17 protein-coding genes and 2 pseudogenes are annotated in these 20,222 nt (G+C 39.9%); 13 read left to right on the top strand and 6 right to left on the bottom strand.

Annotation, left to right across the window (positions count from 1 at the left end; translation table 11 throughout):
* Window positions 1-743 (bottom strand): hypothetical protein (locus tag RMZ43_RS21065; RefSeq protein ID WP_428850905.1); only part of this gene is annotated, 743 nt, incomplete at its 3' end.
* 153 nt (window positions 744-896) lie between these two features.
* Window positions 897-1,475 (bottom strand): hypothetical protein, encoded by a 579-nt coding sequence (locus tag RMZ43_RS21060; protein WP_109012220.1) that lies wholly within the window; start codon window positions 1,473-1,475, stop codon window positions 897-899.
* Between the two features lie 368 nt (window positions 1,476-1,843).
* On the opposite strand from RMZ43_RS21060, the gene RMZ43_RS21055 reads away from it, so the two are divergent.
* The 5 genes from RMZ43_RS21055 to RMZ43_RS21035 all read left to right on the top strand — a co-directional run bounded on the left by RMZ43_RS21055 (window position 1,844) and on the right by RMZ43_RS21035 (window position 8,816).
* A complete protein-coding gene (locus tag RMZ43_RS21055) occupies window positions 1,844-2,494 on the top strand; it encodes a TraX family protein (protein ID WP_322655398.1) in 651 nt (216 codons plus the stop codon).
* 601 nt (window positions 2,495-3,095) lie between these two features.
* The gene (locus tag RMZ43_RS21050; RefSeq protein ID WP_322655399.1) at window positions 3,096-4,055 is read left to right on the top strand and encodes an orange carotenoid protein N-terminal domain-containing protein; all 960 of its coding nucleotides are present in this window, start codon (window positions 3,096-3,098) and stop codon (window positions 4,053-4,055) included.
* Window positions 4,056-5,172: 1,117 nt separating this feature from the next.
* Entirely contained in the window at window positions 5,173-5,598 is a 426-nt protein-coding gene (locus RMZ43_RS21045) for a hypothetical protein (RefSeq protein ID WP_322655400.1), read from the top strand.
* A gap of 247 nt (window positions 5,599-5,845) precedes the next feature.
* Entirely contained in the window at window positions 5,846-8,044 is a 2,199-nt protein-coding gene (locus RMZ43_RS21040; protein WP_322655401.1) for a sensor histidine kinase, read from the top strand.
* Window positions 8,045-8,168: 124 nt separating this feature from the next.
* Window positions 8,169-8,816, top strand: a complete 648-nt coding sequence (locus RMZ43_RS21035; protein ID WP_322650929.1) for a class I SAM-dependent methyltransferase — start codon at window positions 8,169-8,171, stop codon at window positions 8,814-8,816.
* Window positions 8,817-8,860: 44 nt separating this feature from the next.
* Here RMZ43_RS21035 and RMZ43_RS21030 read toward each other — a convergent pair whose 3' ends face one another.
* Entirely contained in the window at window positions 8,861-9,658 is a 798-nt protein-coding gene (locus RMZ43_RS21030; RefSeq protein ID WP_322650928.1) for a dienelactone hydrolase family protein, read from the bottom strand.
* Between the two features lie 250 nt (window positions 9,659-9,908).
* Between RMZ43_RS21030 and RMZ43_RS21025 the strand changes: the two genes are divergently transcribed.
* Window positions 9,909-10,448, top strand: a complete 540-nt coding sequence (locus RMZ43_RS21025) for a DUF2267 domain-containing protein (RefSeq protein WP_322655402.1) — start codon at window positions 9,909-9,911, stop codon at window positions 10,446-10,448.
* A 65-nt stretch (window positions 10,449-10,513) separates the two neighbouring features.
* Here RMZ43_RS21025 and RMZ43_RS21020 read toward each other — a convergent pair whose 3' ends face one another.
* Together RMZ43_RS21020 and RMZ43_RS21015 are read right to left on the bottom strand one after the other, a co-directional pair.
* The gene (locus RMZ43_RS21020; protein WP_322650926.1) at window positions 10,514-10,852 is read right to left on the bottom strand and encodes a XisI protein; all 339 of its coding nucleotides are present in this window, start codon (window positions 10,850-10,852) and stop codon (window positions 10,514-10,516) included.
* The gene (locus RMZ43_RS21015; RefSeq protein WP_322655403.1) at window positions 10,840-11,256 is read right to left on the bottom strand and encodes a XisH family protein; all 417 of its coding nucleotides are present in this window, start codon (window positions 11,254-11,256) and stop codon (window positions 10,840-10,842) included. Before RMZ43_RS21015 ends, RMZ43_RS21020 begins: the two co-directional genes overlap by 13 nt.
* Window positions 11,257-11,460: 204 nt before the next feature.
* Between RMZ43_RS21015 and RMZ43_RS21010 the strand changes: the two genes are divergently transcribed.
* Window positions 11,461-12,030, top strand: a complete 570-nt coding sequence (locus tag RMZ43_RS21010; protein WP_322650966.1) for a Uma2 family endonuclease — start codon at window positions 11,461-11,463, stop codon at window positions 12,028-12,030.
* A 283-nt stretch (window positions 12,031-12,313) separates the two neighbouring features.
* Window positions 12,314-13,243 carry a hypothetical protein gene (locus tag RMZ43_RS21005; RefSeq protein ID WP_322650924.1) on the top strand — a complete coding sequence of 310 codons (930 nt, stop codon included), beginning with the start codon at window positions 12,314-12,316 and terminating at the stop codon, window positions 13,241-13,243.
* A gap of 60 nt (window positions 13,244-13,303) precedes the next feature.
* On the opposite strand, the pseudogene RMZ43_RS21000 reads toward RMZ43_RS21005, so the two are convergent.
* Window positions 13,304-14,647 (bottom strand): annotated as a pseudogene (locus RMZ43_RS21000) (site-specific integrase); the annotation flags it as partial.
* Window positions 14,648-14,825: 178 nt separating this feature from the next.
* On the opposite strand from RMZ43_RS21000, the pseudogene RMZ43_RS20995 reads away from it, so the two are divergent.
* The 5 genes and pseudogenes from RMZ43_RS20995 to nifN all read left to right on the top strand — a co-directional run.
* Window positions 14,826-14,993, top strand: a pseudogene (locus tag RMZ43_RS20995) (nitrogenase molybdenum-iron protein alpha chain); the annotation flags it as partial.
* Window positions 14,994-15,190: 197 nt separating this feature from the next.
* Complete coding sequence (gene nifK, locus RMZ43_RS20990; protein WP_322655405.1) at window positions 15,191-16,726, top strand: nitrogenase molybdenum-iron protein subunit beta; 1,536 nt, start codon at window positions 15,191-15,193, stop codon at window positions 16,724-16,726.
* Window positions 16,727-16,885: 159 nt separating this feature from the next.
* Window positions 16,886-17,233, top strand: a complete 348-nt coding sequence (locus tag RMZ43_RS20985; protein WP_174710318.1) for a Mo-dependent nitrogenase C-terminal domain-containing protein — start codon at window positions 16,886-16,888, stop codon at window positions 17,231-17,233.
* Window positions 17,234-17,381: 148 nt separating this feature from the next.
* Complete coding sequence (gene nifE, locus RMZ43_RS20980) at window positions 17,382-18,764, top strand: nitrogenase iron-molybdenum cofactor biosynthesis protein NifE (RefSeq protein ID WP_322650921.1); 1,383 nt, start codon at window positions 17,382-17,384, stop codon at window positions 18,762-18,764.
* Window positions 18,764-20,101, top strand: coding sequence for a nitrogenase iron-molybdenum cofactor biosynthesis protein NifN (gene nifN, locus RMZ43_RS20975; RefSeq protein WP_322650920.1), 1,338 nt, complete (start codon window positions 18,764-18,766; stop codon window positions 20,099-20,101). The genes nifE and nifN overlap by 1 nt, the downstream gene beginning before the upstream one ends.
* Window positions 20,102-20,222 lie beyond the last annotated feature (121 nt).

The following is a 20,222-nucleotide window of genomic DNA, read 5'->3' as shown; positions in this document are numbered from 1 at the left end:
AATACTCTGGTGCAATAGCGAAGATACTGTACAAAAACGCCAATAGTGAGCAAATCAAAAGCTTGGCAAAGATAGAAAAGGTCATAGCTTATATTCTGTTTTTTTGTTATTAAATCTAAGTCTTCCATTATTTGTGACTCAACCCGTAACAAAGCATCTTTAAAGGAATTTGATTTTTTCTTAGTTGTAGGTGCTTTGTAGATACCATCAGTTTGAGATTTGCTCGTTAGTTCAAGAATAACAGAGACTACCAATCTATAAAAAAACTTATTATCTGGAGTAATTTCTAATCCTTTGAGTCTTGCATTCACAAGGACTCTAAGTTCGGTTTCTGGAATTAGTTTCTTCAGAAACGTTAAAGCATCAACTGAATAGATATCTTCTAATTCTCCTTTATATGGAGAAAGTTGATGTAAAGTAGAGAAAACTTCATCAGGGTTAATAGCGCCAAGCGCAGCTTGACACTTTGCTGTTGCAAGATCAGCAAAGTAAGGATTAGCTTCACAGGTAATGCAACTGAAACCATCAAGTAAACTCTGGACTGGTGTAGTTCCTAAGCCACCGAAAGGATCTAAAATTATATCTCCCGAAGATAAACCAGCTTCTCGGATACATACTGAGACAAACTCAGGTGAATATCCAGCTATAAAATTTACCCACCTGTGAATAGGATGAAGTGAGCTTGTAAGATTTGTTGGTGCAAGAGCCGGATGGATAGAATCAGTAAAAAGAGAAAGCTGCATTAGGTGGTTTTAATTTTCGGAATTTAGATTTATTAATCATTTGGCAAATAACCCTGACAGCGTAACATAATTTGTTGATTTTCTGGCGATCGCACTAAGTCTGAGCCGCATAACAGTACAGTTGAGCGGTTGCAAGTAACAGTATTGCTGATTTTAGTCTGGGAAAGCTAAACCAGTCATTGGGTCACGAATATACAACCCTAGTGTGAGACTACGAATCGCTTCATCCCAAACGGGTATTAATTGTTCTGCTTGATCTGCCCAATAATCGAATGTAATTAAACACTGAATATTCGACCCCAAAGCAATGCAAGTCCGCGAAAAAGCTTCCCGTGGTTCTTCCTGAGTGTCAATGAACTTCATCTCTGTCCAGACAATTTTGGCGGTTTGGCGCTTGACGGTAATAATTTCTCCCTTAGCAATGATGTTGCGGCTGTCGTTTTCCAGAACTTTCTTCAAGGTAGATTTTAGGGGAAACTTGCTCCAATCGTTGGGTGGCAGAGGATTAAAAGATACTTCTAGACAACAATCATCGTTAGGGGGTTTTTTATCAAGGAACTTGAAAGATTTTTCTTGTGGCTCAAAAACCCAATCTTGGGGAACATTGAAGCGAACAGCTCCACGATTCGCAACAAATATTTTATAGCCTGATGGAGATTCCCAATGATGGTCAGGCTTTAGTTCAAGGGTTTCTTTAATCCACTGGAGATTGCTTTTTTTACGCTTTGCCATAGTATTTCTGCCAATCTGCTGAAGAGGGCGTAGGCGTTAGCCCGTCGTAGATATCGCCTAATTTGGGTCGTAAACAATCATCAACTTTGTTAATGTTATCAAATTGCTAGTATTTAGTAGCGCTCTTTTATTACCTTTATCAAATAAAAATTAAAAATCTTGATTTTTATTCATCGGGTTGATGAATCTATAGATAAGTTAGAAAGCCGTAGTCAACCCAGCAAGCTAAGGTTATCCTCCAGTTTTTGACTGGCGTCGAAGGTTTGGACAACCCTCAAGAAGCGGAGGATTTCAGTCAGGATGTTTTTTGAACTAGTAAGCGATCGCTAATAACCTATGTAGTAATTTTGACGGTAAAACTCAACCTTATGATTAAATTTTCAGCTTTCAGCATTAAAATCTTAGCAGCAGTGTTCATGGTTATGGATCATGTGTGCTATTTGTTAATGCCAGACTTTTTAATATTGCACTTTATTGGGCGATTGAGCTTTCCCCTCTTTGCATGGCTTCTGGCTACAGGCGAAAAACACACCCAAAATGTGTACCGTTATGGAAGCAGGCTATTAATTACAGCAATTATATCTCAGCCAATCTATATTGTTGTTTTCCAAAAGTTCTCATTTAATATTCTCTTCACGCTTCTTCTTGGACTTGTAATGTTGCGCTTAGTAAGGTTTTGTCCACAATTATGGCAGCAATTAATAATTATTGGATTGTGTGCAGTAGTTTCTGAGGTTTTGAAATTTGAGTATGGAGGATATGGGATTGCAGTAATTTTATTGATGTCTTTAATAGACAAACTCAATCCCAGAGTATGGTTGCTCTACTGGTGCAGCTTACACTTAATTATAGTAATTCTATCTATAAATTATATATTTCAAATTTGGGCAATTTTTGCAGGATTCATTGTTTTTCAATTCAAGGGGATACAAGGTTCACGGGCTAGATGGTTTTATTTGTTCTACCCGACTCATATAATAATTTTAGGTGTAATCAATTATTTAATACAGTCCAGGTAGGATTGAGCAATTGACCTACACATAATCTCCAGAGAATTGGCTTCACCGATTGATGCAAAGTCATCCCCTAACTAAATGGCGATCGCAAAAAAATTTGTAACTTGCATTTTACTAATAAATGAACCAAGGGTTTACATTAGACAAACTTCACTTTATTTAGCCCAACCTACGGCTAAACATAAATCTACTCCAACACATACAGTAATTAAAATAACTAATTTAAGCAATTACCAAATTCTATTTTTATTGCCGAAAAAGCTCAAAAAATAGATATATTTATCTATAAAGATAGATGCTATCTAATTATATATCTTCCTTTCGAAGGATATACTTTTGAAAAAATTACCTTTGTTAGACCATAAATTGAAAAAAACAGTAGATATACATTTCATTCAATGATATTCATCAGATAAATCTCTTATAAATCTTAGTCTTTTGTTAATGTTTACCAGCTATGATGCCAGAGTAGTGAATAATAATTGGAATTTGAATATCTAGGGATAATTGTGTCATCCAGGAAAAATGCCCTAGATTTATCCCTCAAACTGCAAAATGTAGCCGAAAACAACTACTTAATAGATAAATATTTGAGGTAACAAGCATGAGTTATACTATCGAATCTGCACGGAATATTTTTTCTAGCACTCAAGTGGCAGATGCTGTTCCAGCCACTACGGCAATGTTTGCTAAACTCAACGTTGACGATCAATTGGCATTTCTCTGGTATGCCTACGCTGAACTAGGTCGTACAATTACTCCAGCTGCTCCTGGAAAAGCCAATCTCCAATTAATGGAAGGTATATTCAACGAAATTAAGCAGATGTCTCATGAACAACAAACACAGTTAATGAGAGATTTAGCAAGTAATGCTGATACTCCTATCAGCCGTTCTTATGCATACTTTGGTGTCAATGCCAAATTGGGATTCTGGTGGCAGTTAGGAGAGTGGATGAAACAGGGTATAGTCGCTCCTATGCCAGCTGGCTATCAAATGTCAACCCAAGTTAAAGCAGTGCTAGAAGCTGTTCAAAAAATCGATTCGAGTCAGCAAATTACTGTACTACGCAATACTGTAGTAAATATGGGGTTTGATCCGTCTCTGGCTGATAATAAACAGGCAGAAGTCATAAACTTTAAGTTCCCACGTTCATCTCTAAGTCCCCAATTTACTATTGAGGGAGTTACAGAACCCACAGTGCTGAAATACATTGAAGCCATGAATGCAGATAACTTTGAAGCTGCTGTTGCTTTATTTGCTAACAATGGTGCGTTGCAACCACCTTTCCAAAAACCAATTGTTGGCCGAGAAGCTATCACTGCTTACCTAAGAGATGAGGGACAAGGGTTAGTGATGAAGCCAACCAAAGGCGTTTCGGAAACGATAGAAGATGGTTACACACAGCACAAAATTACTGGTACAGTCGAAACTCCTTGGTTCGGAGGTAATGTTGGGATGAACATTGCTTGGCGATTTTTACTCGATCCTCAAGGTCAAATTTACTTTGTGGCTATTGACTTACTTGCTTCTCCCAAAGAACTGCTTAACCTAACTCGCAAGTAAAATTTCTTTGTCTTAATCCAAAAGCAATTGTATTTGTTTAAGATGATGTTTTAAAAGATTTTTCGCTCTCATAATTAGCAAATTATTGCATATTAGTACATAGCTAAAAAATTAATTTGGCGTTGTACTTAGCCCAGACAATACTTGTCGGTTAAGGGGAAAAAAAGAATGGGAAAGGGAAAAGAAAAAATCTTTAACCTTTACCCAAAACCCAATTCCGAGTTGAAAATGCACAAAGCGTGCAGTATTATTTAGCCCAGGCAGAACTGCGAAATTATACCTTTCGGGTCTTTTAAAACATCTTCTAAATTTCATAGCACTTATCAAATAAAATCTCAATAAAAGCTCGGTTCTAAGTGAACCGAGCTTTGGTCAAATGTAGGCAAATTAGTATAAGTTGGCTGTTCACTCAAATCAATGTTAACCACGCCTCAGCATTACTGATCCAAAAAAGTGTTATACTGCCGCGTTATTATCTATCAATTTTGATTGCAGCACTGTCGATTTGCATAGTTGATGACATAGCTTATTGTCCTTCACTAAACTTGATTTGAGAAGTATTGAGTAGTTCTATAGCTGAGTATTCTCAACAAAATATATATTGCAACAGTCGCCATACGAAGTTTTTCCCAGCAATAATTCAATCGTGGTCTCAAGCTACATTAAAGACTTATACTTACTTAGCATTTCTCTTTAGTTAGCAAAATGAGCTTTTACTTTCTCAAAATGCCTTATGACTTATTCATTTAGGTATTTGTCACACACAAAATGAGCTTTTACTTTCTCAAAATGGCTTATGACTTATTTATTTTTGCGTTTTCTACAAGTAAAATAAACTTTTACTTAGTCAAAATGCTTTATGACTTATTCATTTAGGTATTTTCTGCAAGTAAAATAAGCTTTTACTTTCTCATTATGGTGTTTTCCGCAAGTAAAAGAAGCTCTTACTTTCTCAAACCCCAGTTTACTTTCTTATTTCAGTAGTTCGCGCATTCATGACAAAGATCGCTATGTAGCAAAAACTATTGCAGATTTGCCGGAATTCTCTCAAGCTGATCTATAGGTCAGTTATTTAAGGTAAAGAATATTAACCATACTAGATTCCAAGGTGTAGATTATGGCTCGTAGAAAAAGAACTTCCGTAGTGTTAGAAAAAGCAGTGCGCCGTGCCGCTAGCATAAACTCAATTGATCCGAGGTTAGATTTAGGCAATGGACTTACCTTACCTACTTTTTCAACCCTGATCGAGAAGATGCGATCTAAAGAAAATGCTTACAATAGTGCCCTTTCTAGCTTGGATAAGTTGTATCAGGAAATGCTGGAAACAGAAAGCGAGTTGGGAGATATGACAGAATACATGCTGATGGCAGTTGGGACTCGATATGGCAAAAACAGTGTAGAGTATGGCATGGCGGGAGGAGTTCCTAAAAACCAGCGTCGTAAGGGACTGCGAGGCCAATCGCAAACTCCTAACGCGGAGCAACCGTCATTTGTTGCTAGTGTGGAAGGCAAGAATGGAAAAACAACTGTAGCGACAAGTTAAGATGTGCCGTAGTACTGAAAATTTTGTCAAACCTAAATAATTGCGACGCCGATAGCGTAGCGTTAGCGACGCAGGAGCGTCATAGCTCGTTGTAGACATCGCTGTTTTATCAAAATATTTATCCGTTAGTATTCGCTAAAGCGCAATGCACCCTACAGCTTGACAAAAAAATCTAAACAAAGGTGAGTATGTGGGCATCTTGGGAACTATAGAAGTAAATCAGATTAAACTCAACTTCTAGTTGCCAATGAAATCTCACTATTCTAGCAAAGGTAAAGCGTTTCCATTACAGATTGTTCTTGTTGTTCCCTTCCTTATTCAGATTTTTGCAGCAGTAAGTTTAGTAGGTTATTTGTCCTTTAAAAATGGACAAAGAGCAGTTAACCACTTGGCAGAGCAGTTGATAGATCGTACTAGCGAGGTAGTGGATGAGCATTTAAAGTCTCATCTTTCCATTCCGCAAACCCTTAATCAGATCAATGCAGATGCTATCCATAGGGGAATATTAGATATACGCGATCGCAAAACCCTTGGCAAGTATTTCTGGGATCAGATCCGCCTGTATGACCTGACTTATATTGGCATGGGACTAACTACGGGTGAGGGATTAGGTGCTGCTCGTTATGATGGCAAGACAATTACCATTGATGATTGGACTGCCAAGCCTCCAAATAATACTTACACCTACGCTACCGATAATCAAGGTAATCGAACTCAGGTCAATGCTAGGTGGGATTGGGAAAATTCTAAGGAATCTTGGTATACCCAACCCATCGCCGCAGGTAAACCTATTTGGGCAAAGATTTATACTGCAAATTTCCCAACAGGCCCCTACATTGCTGCCTCTGCTAGTCGTCCCATCTATGATTCGCAAAATCGCTTGCTGGGAATGATTGCTACGGATATTCATCTGTTGAAACTCAGCGATTTTTTACGCAGTTTAGATGTTAGTAAGTCTGGACAAGTATTCCTTTTAGAGCGCGATGGCACATTAGTTGCCAGTTCTGGTACAGAGAAACCATTTACCCTCGTTAATCAAAAAGTGCAGAGATTGCGGGCGATTAACAGCCCCAATCCAATGATACAGAACATCGCCAGACACCTCCAAACCTTCAACGGGTTTAAGTCCATCACTAAAGACACAGATTTTCAGCTTGAGGTGCAAGGAAAACGGCATTTTGTCGATGTTGCACCTTGGCGTGACAAGTTTGGCTTGGATTGGCTGGTAGTCGTTAGTGTGCCAGAAAACGCATTTATGGCGCAAATTAATGCCAACACGCAAACCACGATCGCCCTTTGTTTTGGCGCATTGGTTATTGCCTCAATGATGGGTGTGTTCACCTCTCATTGGATTGTACGCCCGATTCTGCGCCTGAGTTGGGCAAGTGAGGCAATGGCATCTGGCAATTTAGATCAGACAGTAGAAACTAGCAACATTCAAGAACTTAATATCTTGTCTAACTCTTTCAACTACATGGCACGGCAATTACACGAATCGTTTACTGCCCTAGAGAAAAATAAGGAAGAACTAGAAGATCGGGTAGAAGAACGTACTATTGAACTCAAAAATGCATTAAGGGAATTGCAGCGCACTCAATCTCAAGTGATTCAAAGTGAAAAGATGTCTAGTCTCGGACAACTAGTTGCTGGAGTTGCACACGAAATTAATAACCCAGTCAACTTTATTCATGGCAACCTTATCCATGTGCAGGAATATACTCAGGATTTATTAGCACTTGTGCAGTTGTATCAGCAATATGATTCTAATCCTGCTTCTGAAATTCAAATTGCTATTGAAGATATGGATCTGGAGTTTTTGCAGTCAGACTTGCCAAAAATGTTGTCTTCTATGAAAGTGGGTACTGAGCGGATTCGCCAAATTGTACTGTCACTGCGGAATTTCTCTCGCACCGATGAAGCAGAATTTAAAAGGGTCGATATTCATGAGGGCATCGACAGTACCTTGATGATTTTGCAACACCGTCTCAAAGCTAAACCAGAACAACCTGAAATTGAAGTGATCAAAGACTATGGCAATGTACCTTTAATAGAATGCTATGCCGGACAACTCAATCAGGTGTTCATGAATATTTTAGTAAATGCGATTGATGCTTTAGAAGAAAGCAATGTCAAGCGTACTTATCAAGAGATTGAAGACAATCCTAGTCAAATTAGGATTCGCACATCGGTAGTTAACTTAACCTGGGTAGAAGTAGCGATCGCTGATAACGGAGTCGGTATTTCCAAAGAATTTCAGCAACGAATATTCGATCCCTTTTTCACTACCAAACCCATTGGCAAAGGAACTGGAATGGGTATGTCTATCAGCTACCAAATTATTACAGAAAAACATGGCGGCAAACTGGAGTGCTTTTCAAATCCTGGAGAAGGAACCGAGTTTATCATTCAAGTTCCTCTCCAGCTAAAAGTTCATGGAGTAGTTTAACTTAATACTAATTTGGAATTGCCAAATTATCTAGCTATTATTACGGTAGTCAATCAAGTTTAAGTATTTTATTATACGTATATTAAGAAATTAAAAATCAGTAGTTATATTTGTTCAGGAACCTATGCAGATAAATCAGGTGATCGAAACCTACGATCAAGGCGCAGTGGATTATGACGCAATTATGAAGCGTTACTGGCACATTGAACGCGAACCTCTAATTGCTTCTTTGCAGCTTAAGCCAGGACAAACCGTACTAGATGCTGCGGTAGGAACAGGTCTTAATCTTTCAGCCTACCCTGAAGGTGTGCATGTCGTCGGTGTTGATCTTTCCGAGAAGATGATGGATGAAGCACGTAAAAAGCGCATATCCGCAAACATCACCTTTAAGGTATCGGATATGTGCAATCTTGATTTTCCTGATAATAGCTTTGATGCAGCAGCGTCAGGATTTACTTTCTGTGTCGTTAACGATCCAGTTCTTGCTCTTAAGGAAATTCTACGAGTTACCAAGCCTGGTGCATTTATTGCCATTCTCGATTACTGCAAATCGCAAGATCCAGAGTTTCAGAAATGGCAAGAATTAATATTTGATGCTAGTTCACAGTTAGGCTTCCCGACTGGCAAAATCAAGTGGAATGCATTGATGGACTATGACGAGTTAATTTATCACAGCAAGCTGACTATTGAAGTACTTGCGGATAATCGCATAGAAAATCCAAACCCGTTTTTATGCGGTTGTCAATTGCTGCTGAAAAATTCAAAAGCTTAAAAGCAATAGGATCGCACTTATTGAACAAGAGTGCGATCGCAGTTTCACAAGTGATTCTGAAACAGTTCTAAAACATGTTGCCAAGCATCAGGAGCAGCTTCGGGATTGTAACTTGGGTGTTGTTCTATAAATGGGTACTTGTCTTTAAAGAATCCGGCAAAAAATCCGTGTCCTGCATCGTATCGAAATACACGATGATTGATATTCTGTTTATTTAATTCTGCCTCAATTTGCTCGTTTTCCTCTTGCGAAACTAATGCATCTCTTGTACCAAAAAATGCATAAATAGTACCTTTAATTTCCAAGGTGCGATTAATAGTTGGAGTCTCTTCACCATAACTGGAAGTAGTAATCCCACCACCGTAGAATGAAGCTGTTGCTTTGATATCGGGTAAAGTTGCAGCCATATAAGCAACATGACCGCCAAAACAGAAACCAATGACGCCAATTGCATTATTTTTTACATTGGGTAAAGTTTTGAGGTAGGTAATGGTAGCTTGAATATCGCTAAATATCTCTTGATATTTTACTTGTTGATAATATTCCAAGCCCAGGCGATAGGCTTCTGGGCTAAACCCAACATCTTCAGCGCTAAAATCAGCCTCAAAACCGGGAGCAATACGTTGATACATTGTCGGAGCTATTGCCACGTATCCTTGTTTGGCAATTAATTCTGTAATATCTCGAATATTACTATTGATTCCAAAAATTTCTGGAAAGACTATAATCGCGCCAAAAGTCCCGTTTTGTGCTGGTTGAGCTAAGTAAGCATCGATTTCTAAGTCATCGTTGGGTACTTTGACATAGGAGGTGTTAATTTCGATGTTTGTTGTTTCTAGCATCTTTGTTTCGGCTGATTTTATACCAACTTATTTATTTTGACTGGTTTTCGACACAGACGGGTACAAACATCAGAAGTATTGCTCTCCTCACCTCAACCATGACTTTACAGCTATGAACAGATCAGATGAATTTCTAACTTTAGAATAGATACCATCTCAAACTTCTGGATGATACTAAGGGTTTTTGATTTGTGCGACCTTACATAAGGTAAGCATAAAGACTCAAAATTAATAACTAGAAGAAAAAACAATGCCAGATCAAAGTTTTAGAACAGATATTCCAGAAGTTGATCCAACAGAGATTGAAGATACTCGAACTGCGATCGCTGACGAACATCGCTCATTTTTAGAAAAAGTCCAGGTTAAAGCCGGATTTGCAGATCCCTATGATGCAAGAGACTTTACCGAAGTTGTGTTTCGCGTTATGCGCGACTTAATGACAACAGAAGCTAGCGATCGCGTAGAAGCAGAACTGCATACAGAGGCTGTGCCTACTGATGAAAAAGCACTCCAGTTTGAAGTGTCTGATCTCTGGAGAGATAGCAATCCACTTGTGAGATTTTTGAGCCGGGTTCGTCCACCTTGGCAAGGCCCAGGCATCTTCAAGATCGATTCTGATCGCTTCCTCTTCCGAGTTGCTAATGAAAGTGGAATGCCGCGATCAGTCGAGCGAGAGCAAGCGGTTAAAGCAGTGTTTTCTGCCACCAAAGACGAACTTTCCGAAGAACGGATTCAGGAAATTGCTAGCTGGCTACCTGATTATGTACGTCAGCTTTGGGAACAAGCTTAATTAGAAAGGTGAAAAAGTCAAGTCTGTTTGCGAGGAGCGATCGCAAACAGGCTTTTTAAATAGGTTTAGCCTACAGCAAACTCTGTATACTGCCGTACATGAGGTGCATGATATGCTATCACAATATCTTGCTTAGGCACTCCCTCGCTCACAAGTTGATCTGCGAGTGCATCCTCTGTTCCATCATGCTGCACCCAAATTTTTCCATCTTTAATATCTACATGCAGCACACAGCCGTAAATTCGGGTACTACTATCCTTCCATCCCACATGCACAAGCTGATAGTGGTCTTTTGTAGTATCAAAAATGGTTTGACTTTCTATTGGATCACTCTCAGAACGCAACTTTCCTCGCGCCGTCAATAATTTCTGAATTAGTTCACGATACAAATTTAGCTTATCCATTCTGCAATCTCCTGTTTTTCTGTGTCATACACCAAAAGGGGAATTTTGTTACGGACAATGACCGTTTGAATAAATGGATATCTGAAAAATCGCTTATAAACGTCGAGCGGAACTGCCAAATATAACCTCCGCTCTGGATCGTCATCTTCCAAAGCAATGCGGTAGTTAATAAATTGTCCAATTGCAGTATGAAACTCAGAAATTGTTGAGGCTGCTAAAAATGTTTTGATTTCAACTGCAATCTTTTCTTCATCCTTTGTCGCTGCTAGCAACAGTTCCGCACCTAAATCGATATAAAAATCAACAAAACCCAAATCAATGTGGTATGGATCGTGAGTAATTATCCACCCTTCCTTTTCAAGGGCAGTTCTAACCAGTTCATGAAACCTATCTCTTGCAGACATCGTAGATAGCTAACCAGAAAGATAAAGTCTTTGCCTAAATTCTATCGTTGATCTCACTCAAGCAGCATTAGGTGTAAATTCGTCTTTGCAGAATTTGAAGGCGATCGCGCAGCATCTCGTAGAAAAGAGAAGATATCCCCTCACAATCAAATTTGTGACAAAATAATATTGTTGTTTGATAGCCAATGCGATCGCTTACGACCTATGATTTCTACCATCTCGCGCCGCTACAGCTTGGATGAATATCGTGCGATCGAAGAAAAAGCCGAAGGACGCAGCGAATACCGAGATGGAGAAATTGTACCCATGCCTGGAGGAACCCTTAAACACAGCCGCATTGGTCGGAACATTCTGACCTACTTTAGTACTGTGATGCGTGATACTCAATTCGAGCCAATTAACAGCGATTTACGGCTGTGGATTCCCGAACATCGACGCGGAGTATACCCAGATGTAATGGTTTTTGACGGTGAACCGCAATTAAATGCTGAACGTTTAGATGAAGTCTTAAATCCCACGCTGATTGTTGAAGTTCTATCTCCTTCCACCGCAGATTACGATCGCCAAAGTAAATTTCGGATGTACCGATCAATTCCGAGTTTTAGCGAATATTTATTAGTCGAGCAAGATGAACCTTTTGTGGAACGCTACAGTAAACAAGCTGAAGGTTGGTTGCTTAGTGATTTTAGCAGCTTAGAGGTATCTATTTCTTTAAATTCAGTTGCGATCGCATTATCGATGGCAGAAATTTATCGCGGCGTTGTTTTTGAGTAAATCAACTTTGTGAAGATGTATGCTTTGGGAGGGGTGCGATCGCCTGCTGATACGATAAAGGTGCATTGCGATTTGCGGCAACGCACGCTACACTACGGATGCGATCGCATTATAGTAGGATAGGCAACTAAATTGCTTGTGTAGACAAACTTATAAATAAAGACTTGATATGCAATCCTTTCAGATAATAGAATAGCTTGAGACTTTACGTGAAGTTTTACAAAGTGCAGACAACAAGGTATTTATGGATTGTTTAGCTATGTTAGACAATTGCAGAATTATAATGAATAATTCAATGGTCAATCTCTTAGATACTAAAATAGATGCAAACGCTAATAGTCAAAATTTAACTAATTATAGAAATCAGATAAATACTTGCAAATCAGATATAAAAGCCTTAATACAACCTAAGTTATTTTTTCTCTCCATCGGTAGGTTAAAAACAGTTTTTAGTTTTTTACAACAAAATTTAAATCAAGAAAACGTTTTTATTAATAATATTAATTCTCAAATTACAGAATTTGAAGATGTATACCAGAAATTTATTCAAGATTACTCATATTCTTCAACTGTGGAATTAGTTAACTCAGGAACAAATATGTTCCACTCATTAAAAAGTATTGAAGATGTAACTAATTTGATTGAAATAAATCTTAAAAATAATTATGAACACGATAGTTCTTTAGGTTGCTTTTCACTTTTATTGCATTCAGAATATACATATAATGATTTTATAACGAAATTAGAAATTCTACAAAAAATTTATTCAGAACTTTGCTTTCTTCTACACATATCTGAAAGTGATTTTCCACTCAGAATTGCGAAAATAGAGTCAGGAAGTTTATTCGTAAAAATATTTGGAGAACCTAAAGTTATACAGATTATTTCCGATTTGATCAAAGATACAATTGGTTTTTTGTATAGAAACACAACTACCGAAGGGAAGATTGAATCAATTCCTCGCAAGACTGAAGCAATAGAATCAATTCTTAAATTGAGGGAAAAATTACAGGAAGCAGGACTTGAAGTAGATGAGCTAAATGAAAGTATTGAAAAGTCAGCTATTCTTATAGCTGAAGACCTCAATGGCTTACTTGTAGGCGAACGTGGAGTTGAACTGAATGGAGAAATACTTCAAGCAGGAAACTATAAAACTCAAAAGCTTTTAGGCACTAGTAAAGGATATCAACTTGAAGGTGGGAAAGATAATTAGTAGGTGCTAGGCTACTTTAATCACTTGCACAATGTACCACATCTATTTTTATGAAAAAATTTAACTCCGGTTATAAACTAACTCTATCTTTAACTTCTCAATCTCCAACCTCAATTTCTCATTCTCCATCCTCAACTTAACATTCTCTTCCTTAATCAACTCAACTTCATTTCTCTTGCTCAAAGCCTGATTAATCGCCAACTTCCGCATATCTAGCGAAAACCAACGCTGATAAGTTTGGGTATGAACTTGCACACTATGCCCCAAATTATCCGCCGCCGCTTTAATTGGTATTCCCAGAATATGCGCCCGAATTGCCCAAGCGTGGCGTAAATCATAAGGTTTAAAATCTAATCCTATCTTGCGAAACCACCAGCTAACTCGCTGTGTTAACGCCGTTATCTCTGCGTGATTGGTGTTATCTTTTTTAGCGATCGCACCCCTTAACATCTCTAAATATTTCGGATTTCTCAAATCAAAATCATCAATCCATTGCATATATAATGGCAATGCTTCTCTCTCACCAGTCTTACAATCTTTATCAACTTTCCATGTCAAATCTGTATTTTCTGCACTCAACCACCAATCAATATCAGGATTAATAAAAAGTTCCCGTGGACGTAAACCAAAAACTGCTAACATTCCATACGTCCAGCGCCAAAGTTGCCAGCTATCTTGAACATTTTGATTTACTTGATTACCTCTGTTATGCAAATAATCTTCAAACTTGAGAATTCCATCAGCTATTTCCGCATCTGTAGGAATGTTGCGGGAACTATTCTCAGGCATCTTTGAATATTTAGATAAATCGATTTCGATTTTAAATGTCATACAAAATGCCGATATAGCTCTAGCTGCATTATATTTAGCCCACTCCTTATCGATTTGTTCAATGGAACTTATCAAATTTTCAGCGATCGCTAAATCTTTAGGATTCGTAAATCGTTTAGTTCGGGAAAAATAATAAAAAAAAGTATGTTGACTTTTAGTAGTTCGTTTATGAGTCTTAAAATACTCTTCTTCAAATTGTTCGAGTAATTCTCCTATAGTTTTAAATTCTTTTTTAATCGACTCATTACCTAAATATTTATCATTCCACTCAAAAGTTTTACGAGCGATTAACTTCCCTAATTCGTATGCTTCTTCCTCAGCCGTCTTGAGTCCATCCAAGTTAGCGGGAATATTCAAACTGAGATTGTATTGCTTTCTCCCAGTACCGTTGCTGTCCTTGTCTCCCGGTTTAATTGGCAACGTCGCCCGTAATTGCAGACTTCCATTCGATTCTCTAATTGTCACCTTTGCCTTTGCAGACTTCAAACGCAGATTAACTTTCTCTAATTCTAGTAGTACTTTCGTTCTCATGTGTTCTTTTTGCTGCTGTGCTTGCAGAGATGAGCAAAAAAACAGGCGATTTTTTAATCGCCTTGGTTCAGGACAACATTTAGATGATGCGTGAGTTCTGAACCTAGTTATGCTGTATTTTTAGCCTATATTTAGCCTAAAAATAAATGTGTTATCAGCGAACAATGTTTATCGCTGACACTGTTTATTGCAAACATTAGGCTGTTGAAAAAAATTAAACCACAAAAAGGATTACTCCGGCCCTTATCACGGTTATGACGGCTTCGCCATCTTCGCACGCGATATGGACTTGGCACTCAACAGCCCAACCTGGGGATTAATTGGCGCTCCTTGGAATGAAGCAGCTAAGGCTAAGAAGGCTGAAGCTAAGGCTAAGGCTGCCGTTTAGGGAAATGGGAGAGAGAGATAAGTAAGGATAACCTGGGGCTAAAACCCCAGGTGGGAGTTGGGAATCCAAAATTCAAAATTGAAAGATTAAAAATTTATTTTGATTTTTGCATTTTGAATTTTGAATCATATTCCCACTCCGCCTTAAATCTTCATTTCTCGATTAGTAAAGAATTCAGTAAGCTTGGAGATCCGAAAATGCCTCAGAATCCAGAAAAAATTCAAGATCACGTCGAGTTATTCCACCAGCCTGAGTACCAACAGCTATTTGAAAACAAAAAGCAGTTTGAAAACGGTCACGAAGCCGAAGAAGTACAACGGGTTGCAGAGTGGACAAAGGGTTGGGATTATCGTGAAAAGAACTTCGCTCGTGAAGCTTTAACCGTTAACCCTGCTAAAGGTTGTCAACCACTAGGAGCAATCTTTGCTGCTGTTGGTTTTGAAGGTACTCTACCTTTCGTTCAAGGTTCTCAAGGTTGCGTTGCTTACTTCCGCACCCACTTAACCCGTCACTACAAAGAACCATTCTCTGGTGTATCTTCTTCAATGACTGAAGATGCAGCCGTGTTTGGTGGTCTGCAAAACATGATCGACGGCTTGGCGAACTCTTACCAACTGTACAAGCCCAAGATGATCGCTGTCTGCACCACCTGTATGGCAGAAGTAATCGGTGATGACTTACAAGCTTTCATCAACAACGCTAAGAGTGCAGGTTCAGTTCCTCAAGATTTTCCAGTACCCTACGCTCATACCCCTAGCTTTGTCGGTTCCCACATCACTGGTTACGACAACATGATGAAGGGAATTCTTTCTAACTTGACCGCAGGTCATAAGAAAGAAACCAGCAATGGTAAAATCAACTTCATCCCAGGTTTTGACACCTACGTAGGCAACAACCGCGAAATCAAGCGGATTGCTTCTTTGTTCGGCTTTGACTACACAATTTTAGCCGACAATAGCGACTACTTGGATTCACCAAACACAGGTGAATTCGATATGTACCCAGGTGGTACAAAGTTAGAAGATGCAGCAGATTCAATCAATGCGAAAGCTACGATCGCTCTGCAAGCACACTCTACACCCAAAACCCGCGAGTACATCGAAAAAGAATGGAAGCAACCAACCTCAGTTTCCCGTCCTTGGGGCATTAAGGGTACTGATGAGTTCTTGATGAAACTCAGCGAATTGAGTGGTATCCCCATTCCCGAACAATTGGAAATTGAACGCGGTCAGGCAGTTGATGCCATGACTGATTCCCACTCATGGATTCACGGCAAGCGCTTCGCTATCTACGGCGAACCAGATTTAGTATATAGCGTAGTTGGCTTTATGCTAGAAATGGGTGCTGAACCTGTGCATATCTTGGTTCACAACAGCAATGAAGTATTTGAAGCAGAAATGAAAGAACTGCTTGCTTCTAGCCCCTTCGGTCAACATGCAACTGTTTGGCCTGGTAAGGACTTGTGGCACATGCGTTCATTGTTGTTCACAGAACCAGTAGACTTCTTAGTTGGTAACACCTACGGTAAGTACCTGTGGCGCGACACCAAGATTCCCCTTGTGAGAATCGGCTACCCCATCATGGATCGCCACCACTTACACCGTTACTCCACCATTGGTTATCAAGGTGTGATCAACCTCCTCAACTGGACTGTAAACACCCTGTTTGAAGAAATCGATCGCAACACCAACATTCCTTCTAAGACAGATATTTCCTACGACTTGATTCGTTAGAAATTGCGTAGAAACACAACGTGTTAATTAAAGGGTGAAGAAGGGGAATAGGGAGTAGGGAATAGGGAATAGGGAAATATCCAAACCCAATGCCCAATGCCCAATCCCCCATCCCCAACTCCCCTTTTTCTTGATAGCATTTACCCAAGGTATATATAGATGGAAACCATCAATCACACTCACGAACATACTCACACTCATCCTCATCCTAATTACCATCCACCTAACCAGAAAAAACGAGGATGGTTTAACAATCTTCTGAATCCGTTGCGTGGTGTAGTGGATGGAATTCAGGTTAAAAATAATCGCATCGCTCATCTAATTTGCCAAACAATTCCTTGTTGTTGTCCCTTTGAGCGACAAATTAAATTATTTGGGAAGTGTATTGATATTCCACCACTATGTAAACTCAATCCTTTATATGACGAATTTGTAGGATTGCGTTTCCGCGCTCTATCTTACCTGACCGATGTCTGTGGAGAGGATGTCACAAAATACATTTGTTAGTCATTAGTCATTGGTCATTGGTCATTGGTTATTGGTCATTGGTCATTAGTCATTAGTCATTAGTCATTAGTTGTTAGTTATTCAAAGGACAAAGAACAAATGACAAAGAACAAATGACAAAGGACAATTAACAATTAAGAGAAGAGAGATGAAAAGCACCCAAGGTAAAATCAACGAGCTGCTGACTGAGACAGGATGCGAGCATAATCAGCACAAACAAGCAGAAAAGAAAAATAAATCATGCGCTCAACAGGCACAACCTGGCGCGGCTCAAGGGGGCTGTGCCTTTGATGGTGCAATGATTGCTCTAGTGCCGATCGCAGATGCAGCGCATCTAGTCCACGGGCCGATCGCCTGTGCTGGTAATTCCTGGGGTAGTCGTGGTAGTCTGTCGTCTGGCCCGCAACTCTACAAAATGGGCTTTACCACTGACTTGGGTGAAAATGATGTCATCTTCGGTGGCGAAAAGAAACTCTACAAAGCGATTCTGGAACTTCACGAGCGCTACCAACCAGCAGCAGTATTCGTCTATGCCACTTGCGTTACAGCCTTAATTGGCGATGATATGGATGCTGTCTGCAAAGCGGCGGCTGAGAAAATTGGTATTCCTGTTGTTCCCGTCATTGCACCAGGATTCATTGGCAGTAAAAATCTAGGCAACCGTTTTGGCGGTGAATCTTTATTAGAATATGTTGTCGGCACAGCAGAACCGGAACATACAACGCCCTATGATATTAACTTAATCGGTGAATACAACATCGCCGGGGAAATGTGGGGAGTAACACCACTGTTAGAAAAATTAGGCATCCGTATTTTGTCTAAAATTACGGGCGATGCTCGCTACAATGAAATTCGCTACGCCCACCGCGCCAAGCTCAACGTCATGATCTGCTCGCGAGCGCTGCTCAATATGGCGAGAAAGATGGAGGAGCGTTACAACATCCCTTACATTGAAGAGTCTTTCTACGGCATTGATGATATGAATCGCTGTCTGCGAAACATCGCCGCTAAATTAGGTGACGCTGATTTACAGGAGCGGACAGAAAAACTAATTGCAGAAGAAACGGCTGCTTTAGATTTGGCATTGGCTCCTTATCGCGCTCGACTCAAAGGTAAGCGGGTTGTTTTGTATACTGGTGGTGTTAAGAGTTGGTCGATTATTTCGGCTGCTAGAGACTTAGGTATTGAAGTTGTTGCTACCAGTACTCGAAAAAGTACTGAAGAAGATAAAGCCAAAATCAAGAAGTTGATTGGCAACGATGGCATCATGCTAGAGAAAGGCAACGCTCAAGAATTGTTACAACTGGTTAAAAACACCAAAGCAGATATGCTGATTGCTGGTGGACGTAACCAATACACAGCTTTGAAAGCTCGGATTCCTTTCCTTGATATCAACCAAGAACGCCACCATCCTTATGCAGGTTATGTGGGGATGATTGAGATGGCGCGGGAACTGTACGAAGCTTTGTATAGCCCGATTTGGGAACAAATACGCAAACCCGCTCCTTGGGAAGAAGAGGAAGAAGTTTAATGGCGATCGTTACCGCTTCTAACAAAGCACTGACAGTTAATCCCCTCAAGCAAAGTCAAGCTTTGGGCGCAACCTTAGCCTTTTTGGGATTGAAAGGGACAATGCCCTTATTCCACGGTTCTCAAGGTTGTACTGCTTTCGCTAAAGTTGTCCTGGTGCGGCATTTCCGGGAAGCGATTCCCCTAGCTACGACAGCGATGACGGAAGTCACTACTATTTTGGGTGGTGAAGAGAATGTGGAGCAAGCAATTCTGACTCTGGTAGAAAAAGCTAACCCAGAAATTATTGGTTTATGTAGTACTGGGTTAACGGAAACCAGAGGTGATGACATTGAAGGTTTTCTTAAGGAAATCCGCGATCGCCATCCCGAATTAAATGATTTAGCGATCGTTTTTGCACCCACCCCAGATTTTAAAGGTGCGTTGCAAGATGGCTTTGCTGTCGCTGTAGAAAGCATCGTTCAGGAAATTCCTCGCCCAGGTGGACTCAGAACTGAACAAGTCACCATTTTGGCGGGTTCTGCTTTCACACCTGGGGATGTACAGGAAATCAAAGAGATAGTCACATCTTTTGGATTAGTGCCGATCTTTGTACCTGATCTTGGTGCTTCTCTAGATGGACATTTAGAGGATAATTATAGTGCGGTTACAGTCAGTGGGACTACCTTAAAACAGCTACGAGAAGTCGGTAGTTCTGCCTTTACCCTGGCATTGGGTGAAAGTATGCGGGGGGCTGCCAAGATTCTCGAAGAACGCTTTGGCACACCTTACGAAGTGTTTGGCGAACTAACTGGATTAGAACCAGTAGATGAGTTTATTCAAGCATTGGCGATTCTGAGCGGTAATAGCGTACCTGAAAAATACCGCCGCCAACGTCGTCAGTTGCAAGATGCGATGTTGGATACTCACTTTTACTTCGGTGCAAAACGAGTTTCCCTCGCACTAGAACCAGATTTGTTGTGGTCAACCGTGCATTTCCTGCAATCGATGGGAGCACAAATTCATGCGGCGGTGACAACCACGCGATCGCACCTCTTAGAAAAACTCCCGGTTAAAAGTATTACCATCGGCGACTTAGAAGACTTTGAGAGTCTAGCGGGCGGTTCTGATTTGCTGATTGGTAACTCCAATGTGGGTGCGATCGCAAAACGCCTTTCGATTCCTCTTTATCGTTTAGGATTGCCCATTTATGACCGCTTAGGTAATGGTCAATTTACCAAAGTTGGCTATCGAGGCACAATGGAACTTTTATTTGGCATCGGCAACCTGTTTTTAGAGGCAGAAGAAGCGAGAGTTAAACAGTTCCAAGAGTTCGGAACTGTGAGCGCAGAGTTTTGAATTCTTCTTCAAGAATTCAGAAGTCAGAATCCAGAATTCAGAATGCTTTTCAGAAAGAGTAAAACCTGTCACTGATTGTTTGCCCTGAACGTTTTCGTAGGGAAAAACACTAAATATGCAG

It is taken from the genome of Nostoc sp. CmiVER01 (assembly GCF_034531135.2).
Classification (GTDB): domain Bacteria; phylum Cyanobacteriota; class Cyanobacteriia; order Cyanobacteriales; family Nostocaceae; genus Nostoc.
Note: the sequence above shows the minus strand (reverse complement) of the source record. Positions and strands in the feature narration are given on the sequence as shown.